At 59.6% G+C, this 12,152-nt stretch carries 13 protein-coding genes; 11 read left to right on the top strand and 2 right to left on the bottom strand.

Annotation, left to right across the window (positions count from 1 at the left end; all coding sequences use genetic code 11):
- Window positions 1-56: 56 nt before the first annotated feature.
- Window positions 57-2,252 carry a TRAP transporter permease gene (locus FEU76_RS05875; RefSeq protein WP_144981274.1) on the top strand — a complete coding sequence of 732 codons (2,196 nt, stop codon included), beginning with the start codon at window positions 57-59 and terminating at the stop codon, window positions 2,250-2,252.
- Between the two features lie 72 nt (window positions 2,253-2,324).
- Window positions 2,325-2,846 (top strand): gamma carbonic anhydrase family protein, encoded by a 522-nt coding sequence (locus FEU76_RS05870; protein ID WP_144981271.1) that lies wholly within the window; start codon window positions 2,325-2,327, stop codon window positions 2,844-2,846.
- A gap of 31 nt (window positions 2,847-2,877) precedes the next feature.
- Here FEU76_RS05870 and FEU76_RS05865 read toward each other — a convergent pair whose 3' ends face one another.
- Window positions 2,878-3,786 (bottom strand): LysR family transcriptional regulator, encoded by a 909-nt coding sequence (locus FEU76_RS05865; RefSeq protein ID WP_144981268.1) that lies wholly within the window; start codon window positions 3,784-3,786, stop codon window positions 2,878-2,880.
- 221 nt (window positions 3,787-4,007) lie between these two features.
- Here FEU76_RS05865 and FEU76_RS05860 point away from each other — a divergent pair, with 221 nt between their 5' ends.
- Entirely contained in the window at window positions 4,008-5,381 is a 1,374-nt protein-coding gene (locus tag FEU76_RS05860) for a diguanylate cyclase (protein ID WP_144981265.1), read from the top strand.
- Between the two features lie 48 nt (window positions 5,382-5,429).
- Window positions 5,430-5,975: a copper chaperone PCu(A)C gene (locus FEU76_RS05855; protein ID WP_144981262.1), complete on the top strand. Its 546-nt coding sequence runs from the start codon at window positions 5,430-5,432 to the stop codon at window positions 5,973-5,975.
- A 192-nt stretch (window positions 5,976-6,167) separates the two neighbouring features.
- On the opposite strand, the gene FEU76_RS18690 is transcribed toward FEU76_RS05855, so the two are convergent.
- A complete protein-coding gene (locus FEU76_RS18690; RefSeq protein ID WP_260851359.1) occupies window positions 6,168-6,437 on the bottom strand; it encodes a PepSY domain-containing protein in 270 nt (89 codons plus the stop codon).
- A 145-nt stretch (window positions 6,438-6,582) separates the two neighbouring features.
- Here FEU76_RS18690 and FEU76_RS05845 point away from each other — a divergent pair, with 145 nt between their 5' ends.
- The 7 genes from FEU76_RS05845 (at window position 6,583) to ureG (ending at window position 12,056) form a co-directional block, all read left to right on the top strand.
- Entirely contained in the window at window positions 6,583-7,467 is an 885-nt protein-coding gene (locus FEU76_RS05845) for an urease accessory protein UreD (protein ID WP_144981259.1), read from the top strand.
- A gap of 33 nt (window positions 7,468-7,500) precedes the next feature.
- Window positions 7,501-7,803: an urease subunit gamma gene (gene ureA / locus FEU76_RS05840; RefSeq protein ID WP_016915359.1), complete on the top strand. Its 303-nt coding sequence runs from the start codon at window positions 7,501-7,503 to the stop codon at window positions 7,801-7,803.
- Between the two features lie 23 nt (window positions 7,804-7,826).
- Entirely contained in the window at window positions 7,827-8,135 is a 309-nt protein-coding gene (locus FEU76_RS05835; RefSeq protein WP_144981256.1) for an urease subunit beta, read from the top strand.
- A 112-nt stretch (window positions 8,136-8,247) separates the two neighbouring features.
- Window positions 8,248-9,963, top strand: coding sequence for an urease subunit alpha (ureC, locus tag FEU76_RS05830; protein ID WP_144981253.1), 1,716 nt, complete (start codon window positions 8,248-8,250; stop codon window positions 9,961-9,963).
- Window positions 9,964-10,121: 158 nt separating this feature from the next.
- Window positions 10,122-10,691: an urease accessory protein UreE gene (gene ureE / locus FEU76_RS05825; protein WP_144981250.1), complete on the top strand. Its 570-nt coding sequence runs from the start codon at window positions 10,122-10,124 to the stop codon at window positions 10,689-10,691.
- Window positions 10,681-11,400, top strand: coding sequence for an urease accessory protein UreF (locus FEU76_RS05820; protein ID WP_144981247.1), 720 nt, complete (start codon window positions 10,681-10,683; stop codon window positions 11,398-11,400). The genes ureE and FEU76_RS05820 overlap by 11 nt, the downstream gene beginning before the upstream one ends.
- Before the next feature lie 23 nt (window positions 11,401-11,423).
- On the top strand, window positions 11,424-12,056 hold the full coding sequence (ureG, locus tag FEU76_RS05815; protein WP_144981244.1) for an urease accessory protein UreG: 633 nt from the start codon (window positions 11,424-11,426) through the stop codon (window positions 12,054-12,056).
- Window positions 12,057-12,152 lie beyond the last annotated feature (96 nt).

Below are 12,152 nucleotides of genomic sequence, written 5' to 3'. Positions count from 1 at the left end.
ACGTCCACGCTATTCCGCTTCGAACACCATCTCGACGGCAACAGCCAGGTGCCATGATGAGCAAAGAGATCAGTAACGACGCCTCAAGGCAGGAGCCATCCGTGCAAACAGGCTCTGAAAATCCCATGATCGATGCTACCAGTGTTGACGATGTTCAACCTGCAAGTAACGAGCGCCTACTAAATGGCGTGGCCGCCACCCTAATTTTTGTCATCGGCTTCGTTTATATAGGATTCCATCTTTACGCACTCAATATTCAGCCCATCGAAACTTGGATGTTTCGCATCATTCACGTTTCGGCTGGACTGACAATCGGTTTTCTGATTCTCGGAGCTTCCAGCCACTTCAGCGACACGTCTTCCTCCGGAATCACCGGCAACCTCCTTGGCATATCGGCTTTGCTGATAGCCGCTTATGCCACACTCTTGGTCATCATGCTTTGGTGGCAGATACAGCATGGCGCTTTACCTGATTACCAGGGGCTCGTGCAGAGCCAACTCGGTCTGGTCACCGCCCTTGGGTTAGGCATCGCGTTGCTGGGTAGCTACTTTTCTAGCGGTCACCGGCAACGACTTCATCTACCAGACGTGGCACTAGGCATTCTGGCACTCTGTATTGCAGGCTATCTGATTCTTTCCCTCTCTCGTTGGCGTTTGATGGCAGGTACGGCGATGGCGGGCGAGCTGGATTTTATTATGTCGGCAGCAGGGGTGGTGCTGATTTTAGAATTGACGCGTCGTGTAGCGGGTATGGCACTGGTGGTGATTACCGGAGTGTTTATCCTTTATGCGTTTATCGGCCCTTGGCTACCCGGTATTTTTGAACATCGTGGTTACACGCCAACGCGTTTTTTTACTTACCTGTATACCGATAACGGCATTTTGGGGCCGACTATCGCGGTATCGTCGACCTATATCGTGCTTTTTATTACCTTTGCCGCCTTCTTACAAAAATCACGGGTGGGGGAATACTTCGTCAACTTCGCGTTTTCCGTGGCGGGCCGCTCGCGCGGTGGGCCTGCTAAAGTGGCGGTATTCGCTTCAGGCTTGATGGGGATGATCAATGGCACATCAGCAGGTAACGTAGTTTCGACCGGTAGCTTAACGATTCCTCTGATGCGCAAAGTCGGCTATCCGGCCCGCAGCGCCGGCTCCATCGAAGCGGCGGCGTCCACCGGCGGCCAGATCGCACCGCCCATCATGGGCGCGGGGGCGTTCATCATGGCCGAGGTCACCGGGATTGCCTATACCGATATCGCCATTGCGGCGATCATTCCGGCCACCCTCTACTTTCTTTCCATCTATTTCATGGTGGACCTGGAGGCCCAGCGCAAGGGGATGCGGGGTCTTAGCCGGCAGGAGCTTCCGCGCTTGCGCCCTCTGTTAAGACAAGCCTACCTGTTCATGCCGATCATTATCCTCATCGCGACTCTCTTCATGGGATATTCCGTGATTCGAGCGGGCACCCTGGCGCTCGTATCTGCTGCTATGGTTTCCTGGTTAACGCCACATTGGATGGGGCCCAAAGCCATACTGGATGCTCTAGCGCTTTCGGCACGCATGGTCATCCCTCTTGTGGCGGTCTGCGCCTGCGCAGGTGTGGTTGTAGGCGTGATTTCCTTAACAGGTGTCGGCGCTCGTTTTGCCTCTTTATTACTTGATATTGCTGCTAACAGCCAATTTCTGGCGCTCTTCTTCGCCATGATGATCAGCATTTTATTGGGCATGGGCATGCCGACCACGGCCGCCTACGCGGTGGCGGCCTCCGTGATTGCACCAGGGCTTCAGCAGATCGGTATCGAGCCGCTGGTGGCTCACTTTTTCGTCTTCTACTATGCCGTGATCTCCTCCATCACGCCGCCGGTCGCGCTGGCCGCGTATGCGGCGGCCGCGATTGCCAACACCGATCCGCTCAAAACCTCGTTGACCTCGTTCAAGTTTGGCCTGGCGGCCTTCGTGGTGCCCTTCATATTTTTCTACAGCCCGGCCATTTTGATGCAGGGCGACTGGCTGGATGTCGTCCGGGTCGTCATTACCGGATCGGTGGGGATTTACCTTCTCTCGGCGGCGGTTCAAGCGTGGCTTTTGAGCTCGCTCAACTGGGCGTTACGCGCGATTGCGCTGATCGCGGGGTTGACGATGCTGGCTGGCGGCATCACGACCGATCTCATCGGTATTGCGCTGGGCCTGCTGGTGATCGGCTACCAGGTTCGAGTGAGCAAGCGCCCGCCTCAAACCGAGTTGAGCGAATGAGCGCAAGCCATTTCCCTGTCACGAGGCAGAGCCCGCTGTTCCGGGGCTCTGCCCGCTAGAAAGGCAACGGATATGACATGTTACCGTTTTGAAAACCATCAACCGATCGTATCAGCCAGTGCTTACATTCATCCGACCGCGGTGATCATTGGTCACGTGATCATTGGCGATGGCTGCTACATAGGCCCCGGGGCCAGCCTCAGAGGGGATTTCGGCCATATTCGTATCGAACATGATGCGAACGTGCAGGACAACTGTGTCTTGCACGGCACGATAGACTCGGAAACCATTATCCGTGCCAGAGGGCATATCGGCCATGGCGCCGTGGTGCACGGCTGTCTTGTCGAAGAGGATGTACTGATCGGCATGAATGCTGTCGTGATGGATAACAGCGTGATCGGTGCGCGCTCCATCATTGGCTCCTGTGCCATGGTGCGCGCGGGCTTCTCCTGCCCCGCTGAATCCTTGGTGATGGGGGTGCCCGCCAAAGTACACAAAACCCTGAGCCAGCGAGAAATCGACAAAAAGCGCGAAGCGACCCAACGCTACATGGCGCTGGCCAAGCGCTCATTAGCCGCACTCGTTCCCTGTTGATCAATTCTCGGCGCCCGCCTACCCCATCCGCCTAGCGTGGCTCGCCGGCATAGTGGTGGTGATTGCGGATTTCACGGATCAGGCTTTTCGCCGCTTCGGGCAAGGACTCGAACTCCCTCACCACGACAGAGCGCTCGCGAGTCGCCCAGGCGTCTTGCAGCGCCACGATCTCCAGCTGCATCGTCTTTTGATAGCGCAGAGCGCTCGATTCGGAGATGACACCGATGCCCACGCCCGCTTCGATCATGCGGCAAGCGGCTTCGAACCCGTAGACCTGAATACGCAGGGGCAGCGTTTGCCCGTACTCGCTGACCTCCTTTTTGAGAAACTCCAGCAAGGTACTGCCGTCGTGAAGCCCCACGTAGGGGTAAGTGAGCGTTTCCCTGAAATGGACTTTCTCGGCGCGCGTCAGCGAATGCCCCTTGGGCACGACCACCACCAGGCGGTCGACGCTAAAGGGCAGTATCTCCAACCCTTTGGTTTTTATCTCACCGGAGGTCACCCCAAAATCCGCCGCGCCGTCCAGCACCCCTCGAAAGATATCCCGGGTGAGCCGCTCCTTGAGATCGATGGTGATGCCCGGGCGGCTACTCAAATAACTCGCCAGCACTTCGGGCATGAACTCGGTCACCGCCACGGTATTGGCAAAAATGCGGATGTGGCCCGATTCGCCGCTGCTGTAATTGGAGAAATCGCTTTTGACGTAATCGACCTGGCGCATGATGGTGCGCGCGTGGTGCAACATATTATGGCCGGCGGGTGTCAGCTCCACCCCATGGCTGCCCCGGTAGAAAAGGCGCGTCCCTAGCTGGCCTTCAAACGATTTTATCCGGGTACTCGCGGCCGCGGTGGAAAGATGCGCCAGTTTGGCTCCGCCGGTCAGGCTGGAGGCCTCGGCCACATGAATAAATAGTTTTAGATCTGCAATGTCAAAATGCATCTAGCTAGCTCCACCTTGGGATTGCTGTCTGACTCTATACTTTAATTATAGCTGTGTTCATTATCATGCCAGAGGTGTCGGTGGCATCAGTGGCAATGGCTCACTTGAATCAGGTGGCCACAAACCGCACCAAAAGGCCCAAAACCCTGCCTTGGGTGCGTATTGTCTCACCTTGTTTATGTGTAACATGGTCTTTTTCCGCAAAGGTCATCGGGTGGGGTATGCGCTATAAAGATAAACATCAGCTCGCTGCCGAGTGGCAGTCACTCCTGGAGCGCACGCCTTTGGCGCTACGCCAGGCGGTGGAGACACTGGTGGAATCCCGCCGCGATATCTTTGCCGATCATTTCTATCAAGTGATGCTGGAAGACCCCCACGCGTCGCTGTTTCTCTCCAATGAGCAGGTAAAAAACCGGCTTCACCCCTCCATGCAGCGCTGGCTCAGCGCTATGTTTGCCGTCGAGCACGCCGATTTTGAGTCCCTGGTCGAGCAGCAGGAAAAAGTCGGCCAGGTGCATGCGCGTATCGATATCCCGGTGAACTTGGTACTTAATGGCGCACGGCAGTTAAAGCAGGCGCTTTATGAGCACATTAACAGCACCTTTAGCGCTGAACTCTCTTCCGGTGATGCAGCGGTGTATGTGTCCGATCATATTGATATGGCCATGGAAATAATGAGCCATGCCTATTCAGTGGCGAATAATCGTAATACCCGTATGGAAGAAGCCTATAAGCTGTTCTCTTTGACCCAGAGCATCGGTGATGAGCGCGAGCGGCAGCGCTCGGCACTGCTCGATTGGGAGAACGCACTGATGTTTGCCGTGGCTGCGCAGCAGGCAACGACGGCTTTACCCCGATTAGCCAGCTCCGAGTTTGGGCTTTGGTATCACCACAAGGCGTGTCACGCCTTTGAGGGCGCGCCGGAAATTACCACTATTTCACAGCATGTTCGTCGCGTGGACGAGGAGTGGCTCGCCCAGCTAGGCGACTCAGACAGCCAGCGTCGCCTGACTGCGTTGAGCAGCATTCGCGATGCGGCTCGCACGATCTTGATGCTGTTGGATGACGTTCTGGATCGCGCCTCGGGGCTCGAAGCAGGCCGCGATAGCCTGACGCGTCTGCTCAATCGCAAGTTCCTCTCGGTGGTGCTGAACCGTGAAATAGAGATCGCGCGCCACTCGGAAAAGTGTTTTGCGCTGCTCATGGTGGATGTTGATCACTTCAAATCAATTAATGATACCCATGGTCATGATGCTGGCGATAACGTACTGCGGCAGGTAGCCAGTATCCTTGACCGCTCGACCCGAGGCGGCGACTACGTGTTTCGCATGGGCGGTGAAGAGTTTCTGATTGTGCTGGTGGATACGGATCAAGACGGCAGTCGACTGTTTGCCGAACGGCTGCGCCACGCGGTGGCCAAAGAGCCGATGTTAGCCGCTGCCGATACGCTACTGAACGTCACGGTGAGCGTCGGGGTTACGCTTCATGATGGCCACCCAGACTACCAACGCTCGATGCAGCGCGCCGACCAAGCGCTGTACCAAGCGAAGCGCAGCGGGCGTGACCGGGTGGTGGTTGCCGCTGCCACTGAGTAATATCGCGGTAAGCGCTAGGTTTTGGCGATGTTACCCACGGAGAACACTATGTTGATGCGCCGTTTTATGCTGTTAACCGCACTGTTGTTCATGAGCACGCCGCTGATGGCGGCTCATCATGGCAGCGGCCACTCGGATGCCATGGAGGGCCACTCCTCTATTGAAGTGGTGCAACCCTGGACCCGTGCAACGCCGCCGGGGGCCGGGGCGGGCGGTGGCTTTGTCACTCTCACCAATCACGGTGATGGCGATGACATGCTGCTGGGGGCGACCAGCCCGATCACCGAGCGTGTCGAGATCCATATTATGGAGATGGACGGCGATGTGATGCGCATGGTACCCCTGCCCAGTGGCATCGAGTTACCGGCGGGCGAGAGCGTCACGCTAGCGCCGGGCGGTTTACACTTAATGTTGATGGAACTGGGCTCACCCATCGTGGAGGGTGCGCCCGTCCCTGTGACGCTGGAGTTCCAGCACGCCGAGCCGATGGAGATCGAGCTTCAGGTGCTGCCAGTGGGTGCCTCTCCGGAAGGGAGCCACCATGAAGGTAGTCACCCTAAAGGTGCCCATGATCATGGGCACGCGACGCACTAAGTCGGCCTACCGCCCTGTTAGCCTTGGCGAGCGGGGCGACGCTTCCACCACATCACGCCTGCGGCCACGCATATCACGATGACGGCGATGCATACCGCCAGCAGGAAGAGCTGATTGGTAAGCCCAAACTCCTGCCCCGAACGTTAATCCCAAATTCCAGCCAGCGGCCTAGCGGGCCATAGTCGGCGTAGCTCATATCGAGCAGCGGCTCACCACGCCGCCCCTGCCGTTGCGCGGCCACCAGAGATAAATGCCGGTGGCGACTAACAAAATCGACCAGCCCGCGGCAATCTCAATCAGCTTGCGTGGGGGTTGCCCGAAAAACTTGAAGCTATGCAGGTAGCGAACGGTCCACATCACCGTTCCCCCGTCATCCAGAGAACCAAGCACCTCAGCCGTATAGGGATTGACGTACACCGCCAGCCGTTCGCCGGTTAGGTGCAATGTGATGGCTATATGCACATATTTGGTGCATTGAAGGGCTGGGCAAGAGGGTTGAGGCTCAAAAAAAGGTCTTTATGGCGGTAAAAAAGCGCTTTTCACCATTTTGGCGCATTCTTTGCATTTATAAGGCAATGATGAATCCACCAGAAAGCGACAGCGCCCCATGATGTTGAGCGAACTTGCCCCACCCGCTGCTGATTCCGGCCACCGCTTTGACGCCGAGCGCCGCTGGGCCGCCTCGCTGGCCCTGCGCTTTGCCAACCGCGATGGCGTGACCCGATTAGTGCAGGCGCGCCACCAAGGGCCGCTACGGGTGCAGCGCCCGTTCTACCCGGAAGGCAGCCAGGAAGCGTGCCACGTTTACGTGTTGCACCCGCCCGGCGGGCTGGTGAGCGGTGATGCGCTGACCATCCGTGCCCATGTGGAGCGCGGCGCCCACGCGCTGCTCACCACGCCCGCTGCCAACAAGCTTTACAAAGCCGACAGCCAAGGGGTCGCCTGGACACAGCACACCGAGCTGACGGTAGAAGAGGGCGGCACCTTAGAGTGGCTGCCCCAGGAAACCATCGCGTTTAACGGCTCAAAGGGTGCTCAGCGCACCCATATTGTGCTGCAGGGTAATGCCCGCTGCCTAGGCTGGGAAGTGATGGCGCTCGGACGCCCGGCCAGCGATTTACCCTACGTTTCCGGGCAGATCGAGCAGCACTTCCGCCTGACCCTGGACGGCAAGCCGCTATGGCTGGAGCGCCAGCCGCTGGACCCCGCACACCCGCGCTTCGTGGGCCGCTGGGGGCAGGGCGGCGCGACGGTGCAGGCCACGCTGTGGGCCGTGGGGCTCGATGATGCCCCGGCGGCCATCGAAGCACTGCGCGAGGCGCTGCCGGATAACCCCCGCTGGGCAGTGACGGAACGCCATGGCGTACTGCTGATGCGCTATTTAGGTGCATCCCGAAACGAAGCCTGGGCCCTGTGTGAACACGCCTGGCAGCTACTACGCCCGCGCTGGATCGAACGCGAAGCGCATACGCCGCGCATTTGGCTAACCTGATTGGCAACACGCTGATAACGCTGGAGACACTCCATGGAACTGACCCCAAGAGATAAAGACAAGCTGATGCTGTTCACGGCCGCCCAGCTCGCCGAGCGGCGCAAGGCGCGCGGCCTGAAACTCAACTACCCCGAGGCGGTGGCGCTGATTAGTTTTGAAATCATGGAAGGCGCACGAGACGGCCGCAGCGTCGCCGACCTGATGAGTTACGGCCGCGAGATCCTCACCCGTGACGATGTCATGGAAGGCGTGGCCGAGATGGTCGATGAAGTGCAGGTAGAAGCCACCTTCCCCGATGGCACCAAGCTGGTCACCGTCCACACCCCTATCAACTAACCGTCCACCGCTAGGAGAGCGCCATGATTCCCGGTGAGTATCAGTTGCACGAAGCGGATATCGAGCTGTGTGCGGGCCGCGAACGCATCAGCGTAGAGGTGGCCAATACTGGCGACCGCCCCATTCAGCTCGGCTCCCACTACCATTTTGCCGAAGCCAATCCGGCGCTGGTGTTTGACCGCGATAAAACCCGTGGCTACCGGCTGGACGTCGCCGCAGGCACCGCCATCCGCTTCGAACCCGGCCAAACCCGCGAAGTCACGCTGATACCGTTCGTCGGCAAGCGGGAAATCTACGGCTTCCGTGGCGATGTGATGGGGCCGCTCGATTAGCCAACGGATTAATAAAGAACAACCGACGGTAGGGCGGTCATCGTCTGGGTGACTGGTCACACAGACGATGACCGCCCAGCACTGGACTCAACGCTTGAGGCAGAGGCAATACATGAAACCGGTAAACAAGATCAGTCGGCGCGCCTACGCCGATATGTACGGCCCCACGGTAGGCGACCGCGTGCGCCTGGGCGACACCGAGCTATGGATTCAAGTCGAAAAAGACGCCACCCACTACGGTGAAGAAGTGAAGTTCGGCGGCGGCAAGGTGATCCGCGATGGCATGGGCCAAAGCCAGCGCCAGGATGCCTCGGTGATGGACACCGTGATCACCAACGCGCTGATTCTCGACTGGTGGGGCATCGTCAAAGCCGATGTGGGGCTGCAAAATGGCCGCATCGCCGCCATTGGCAAGGCGGGCAACCCCGACACCCAGCCCGATGTCGAGATCGTCATTGGCCCCGGCACCGAAGTGATTGCCGGTGAAGGCAAGATCCTCACCGCTGGTGGCATTGACGCCCATATCCACTTCATCTGCCCCCAGCAGGTGGAAGAAGCGCTGATGAGCGGTGTCACCACCATGCTGGGCGGTGGCACTGGCCCCGCCACGGGCTCCAACGCCACTACCTGCACCCCCGGCGAGTGGCACATTGGCAAGATGCTCCAGGCCGTGGACGACCTGCCCATGAACATCGGCCTGCTGGGCAAAGGCAACGCCAGCCTGCCGGAAGGGCTCGAAGCGCAGCTGGAAGCGGGCGCGATGGGCCTCAAGCTGCATGAGGACTGGGGCACCACCCCCGCCTCCATCGATACCTGCCTGAGCGTGGCGGAAAAGTACGATGTGCAGATCGCCATCCACACCGATACGCTCAACGAATCCGGCTTCGTGGAAGACACCCTGGCCGCGTTTAAAGAGCGTGGTATTCACACCTACCACACCGAAGGTGCAGGCGGCGGCCACGCCCCGGACATTCTCACCGCCTGCTCCAAGGAGTACGTGCTGCCGTCCTCCACCAACCCCACGCGGCCCTACACGGTGAACACCATCGACGAGCATCTCGACATGCTCATGGTCTGCCACCACCTGGACCCCAATATTCCCGAAGACGTGGCCTTTGCCGATTCACGTATTCGTCGCGAAACCATCGCCGCCGAGGATATCCTCCACGACCTGGGCGTGATCTCGATGATCGCCTCCGACTCCCAGGCCATGGGCCGCGTGGGTGAAGTGGTCTGCCGCACCTGGCAAACGGCCCATAAAATGAAGGTGCAGCGCGGCCTGTTGCCGGAAGATGAAGCGCTGGGGGCCGACAACCTGCGCGCCAAGCGCTATATCGCCAAATACACCATCAACCCCGCCATTACTCACGGCATCGCCCATGAAGTTGGCTCCATTGAAGTGGGCAAGCTGGCCGATTTGGTGCTGTGGAAGCCCGCCTTCTTCGGCGTCAAACCGGCGCTGATTTTGAAAGGCGGCATGATTGCCGGAGCGCCCATGGGCGACCCCAACGCCTCGATTCCCACGCCGCAGCCGGTGCACTACCGCCCCATGTTCGGCACCTTTGGCCGGGCGGCCAGCCAGGTAAGGCTCAACTTCGTCAGCCAGGCCGCCATCGATGCGGGCATCAAGGAGCGGCTGGGCCTGCAAAGTACGCTGTCGGCCTGCAAGAACGTGCGCGGCGTGCGCAAAAAGGACATGAAGCTCAACGACGCCTGCCCAGAGCTCACCGTCGACCCGCAAACCTACGAAGTGCGCTGCGACGGCGAACTGCTCACCTGTGAGCCCGCGACTGAACTGCCGCTGGCGCAGCGGTATCACTTGTTTTGAATGTAAGACATATCCTAGGCGACACGAGAGCCGGGGGCAGCCCGTAGAGAGGGTCTTTTGCCATGGATGGCAAAAGTAGCGTACAGGGAGGTATTTACAGCGCCCTCTCGTAGGGCTGCTCCCGGCGAGCCCCCCAAGGCTATAACAGGACGATATCGATGTTGAAACTGATTGAACGCCTCGGCCCCGTAGATGAGGACACCGCCAGCGACACGCTGACACTGCCCTTCGAGCTGCGCATTCGTGGCCGCTTGAAAGCCGAAAGCGACAGCGGCCAGCCGCTGGGCCTGTTTCTGGATCGCGGCCCGGTATTGCGCGATGGTGAAGGCCTGAAAGCCGAAAATGGCGAGATCGTGCGCGTTTGTGCCGCCATCGAGCCCGTGGTGACCGCGCGAGTGAGTACTGGCTTACCCCTGGCACGGCTGGCGTACCACCTCGGCAATCGCCATGTGCAGCTGGCGCTGGGAGAAGACCAGCAGGGCGGCTGGGTGCGTTTCCCACCCGACCACGTTCTCGAAGAGTTGGCCGAGCTGCTGGGCGCGACGCTCGAGCACCACAACGCCACCTTCGACCCCGAGCCGGGCGCCTATAACCAGGTGGGGGGTGGGCATTCGCACGGCCATGGTCATAGCCATGGCCACGGGCATTCCCATGCTCACGACCACGACCACGACCACGACCACGACCACGACCACGACCATGGACATGGACACAGCCATGCCCACTAAGCCAAACACCTCGCCAGACCTGGCGCTGCTGGGCTTGCTGCAACTGGTGAGCCCGGCGCTGCCCATCGGCGCCTTCGCCTTTTCCCAAGGGCTGGAAAGCGCCTTCGAGCTGGGCTGGGTCCGCGATGAAGAGAGCCTGAGCGAGTGGCTGTCCGGGGTACTGGAAGATGGCCTGACCCGCTGTGAACTGCCGGTGATCGACCGGCTATACGGTGCCTTTGCCGCCCAGCAAGGGGGCGACGTTGCCGAGTGGGACCACTGGCTGGCCGCTACCCGTGAAACCGCCGAACTGGCCGCAGAAGATAGCCGCCTGGGCGCGTCACTCACACGGCTGCTGGGCAGCCTGGACCTGTTGCCAAACGATGAACTGTTGAAAAGTGAAGACTCACTGACGCCGCTTTTGCCACCGCAGGCGGGTTACGTCACGATGTTCAGCTGGGCAGCTTATCAACGGGGCATTCCCGTTCACCAGGCGCAGCTGGGGTTTGCCTGGACCTGGCTGGAAAACCAGCTGGCCGTAGCCTGCAAGGCACTGCCGCTGGGGCATACGGCGGCACAACGTATCATCGAGCGGCTACGCAGCGAACTGGTCGTGGCCGTCGATCGGGCGAAGCACCTGGACGACGATGCGCTGGGCCCCGTGCTGCCCGGCGTGGCACTGGCCAGCGCCCTGCATGAAACCCAATACTCCCGTTTATTTAGAAGTTAACTGGCATCATTCAGGAGAAGACAATGACTCACTGTTTACGCGTTGGCGTGGGTGGCCCGGTAGGTTCCGGCAAAACCGCGCTGCTCAAGCAGCTCTGTTCGGCGCTGCGCGATCATTATGATATTGCCGTGGTCACCAACGACATCTACACCCGCGAAGACGCCGATTTCCTGCTGCGCCACGAAGCGCTGCCCGCCGACCGCATTCTGGGGGTGGAAACCGGCGGCTGCCCGCACACGGCGATTCGGGAAGATGCCTCGATGAACCTGGCGGCCATTGACGAGCTGCATGCCCGCCACCCCAGCCTGGAACTGGTGCTGGTAGAGTCCGGTGGCGACAACCTCTCCGCCACCTTCAGCCCCGAGCTTTCTGATCTGACGCTCTACGTGATCGACGTGTCGGCAGGCGACAAAATTCCCCGTAAAGGCGGTCCCGGCATCACCAAATCCGACCTGCTGATTATCAACAAAATCGATATTGCCGAGCAGGTCCACGCCTCGTTGGAGGTGATGGAGCGCGACTCGAAGAAAATGCGCGGCGAGCGCCCCTTCGTGTTCACCAATCTCTACGATGGCGTGGGCCTCGAAGAGATCATTCGCTTCATTCTTGATAAAGGCATGCTGGAGGAGCGCCGACCGCAGGTGGCCACGACCTAACTGCTCACGACGCTCGACGCATAAAAGACACATAAACAAGCTGCCCAGCCCGGGAAACCCGGTGCTGGGCAGCGTTGTTTCGTGGCTGGCACCGCG

It is taken from the genome of Halomonas sp. C22, assembly GCF_007655045.1.
GTDB lineage: Bacteria > Pseudomonadota > Gammaproteobacteria > Pseudomonadales > Halomonadaceae > Vreelandella > Vreelandella hamiltonii.
This window is presented reverse-complemented; position numbering and strand designations above follow the sequence as displayed.

Bases quoted from the DNA above. Each gene is read 5' to 3' on its own strand.
- ureC (WP_144981253.1), top strand. From the start codon at position 8,248: ATGAAACCGGTAAACAAGATCAGTCGGCGCGCCTACGCCGATATGTAC.
- ureA (WP_016915359.1), top strand. From the start codon at position 7,501: ATGGAACTGACCCCAAGAGATAAAGACAAGCTGATGCTGTTCACGGCC.
- ureG (WP_144981244.1), top strand. From the start codon at position 11,424: ATGACTCACTGTTTACGCGTTGGCGTGGGTGGCCCGGTAGGTTCCGGC.
- ureE (WP_144981250.1), top strand. From the start codon at position 10,122: ATGTTGAAACTGATTGAACGCCTCGGCCCCGTAGATGAGGACACCGCC.
- FEU76_RS05855 (WP_144981262.1), top strand. From the start codon at position 5,430: ATGTTGATGCGCCGTTTTATGCTGTTAACCGCACTGTTGTTCATGAGC.
- FEU76_RS05845 (WP_144981259.1), top strand. From the start codon at position 6,583: ATGATGTTGAGCGAACTTGCCCCACCCGCTGCTGATTCCGGCCACCGC.
- FEU76_RS05835 (WP_144981256.1), top strand. From the start codon at position 7,827: ATGATTCCCGGTGAGTATCAGTTGCACGAAGCGGATATCGAGCTGTGT.
- FEU76_RS05875 (WP_144981274.1), top strand. From the start codon at position 57: ATGAGCAAAGAGATCAGTAACGACGCCTCAAGGCAGGAGCCATCCGTG.
- FEU76_RS05820 (WP_144981247.1), top strand. From the start codon at position 10,681: ATGCCCACTAAGCCAAACACCTCGCCAGACCTGGCGCTGCTGGGCTTG.
- FEU76_RS05860 (WP_144981265.1), top strand. From the start codon at position 4,008: ATGCGCTATAAAGATAAACATCAGCTCGCTGCCGAGTGGCAGTCACTC.
- FEU76_RS05865 (WP_144981268.1), bottom strand. From the start codon at position 3,786: ATGCATTTTGACATTGCAGATCTAAAACTATTTATTCATGTGGCCGAG.
- FEU76_RS05870 (WP_144981271.1), top strand. From the start codon at position 2,325: ATGACATGTTACCGTTTTGAAAACCATCAACCGATCGTATCAGCCAGT.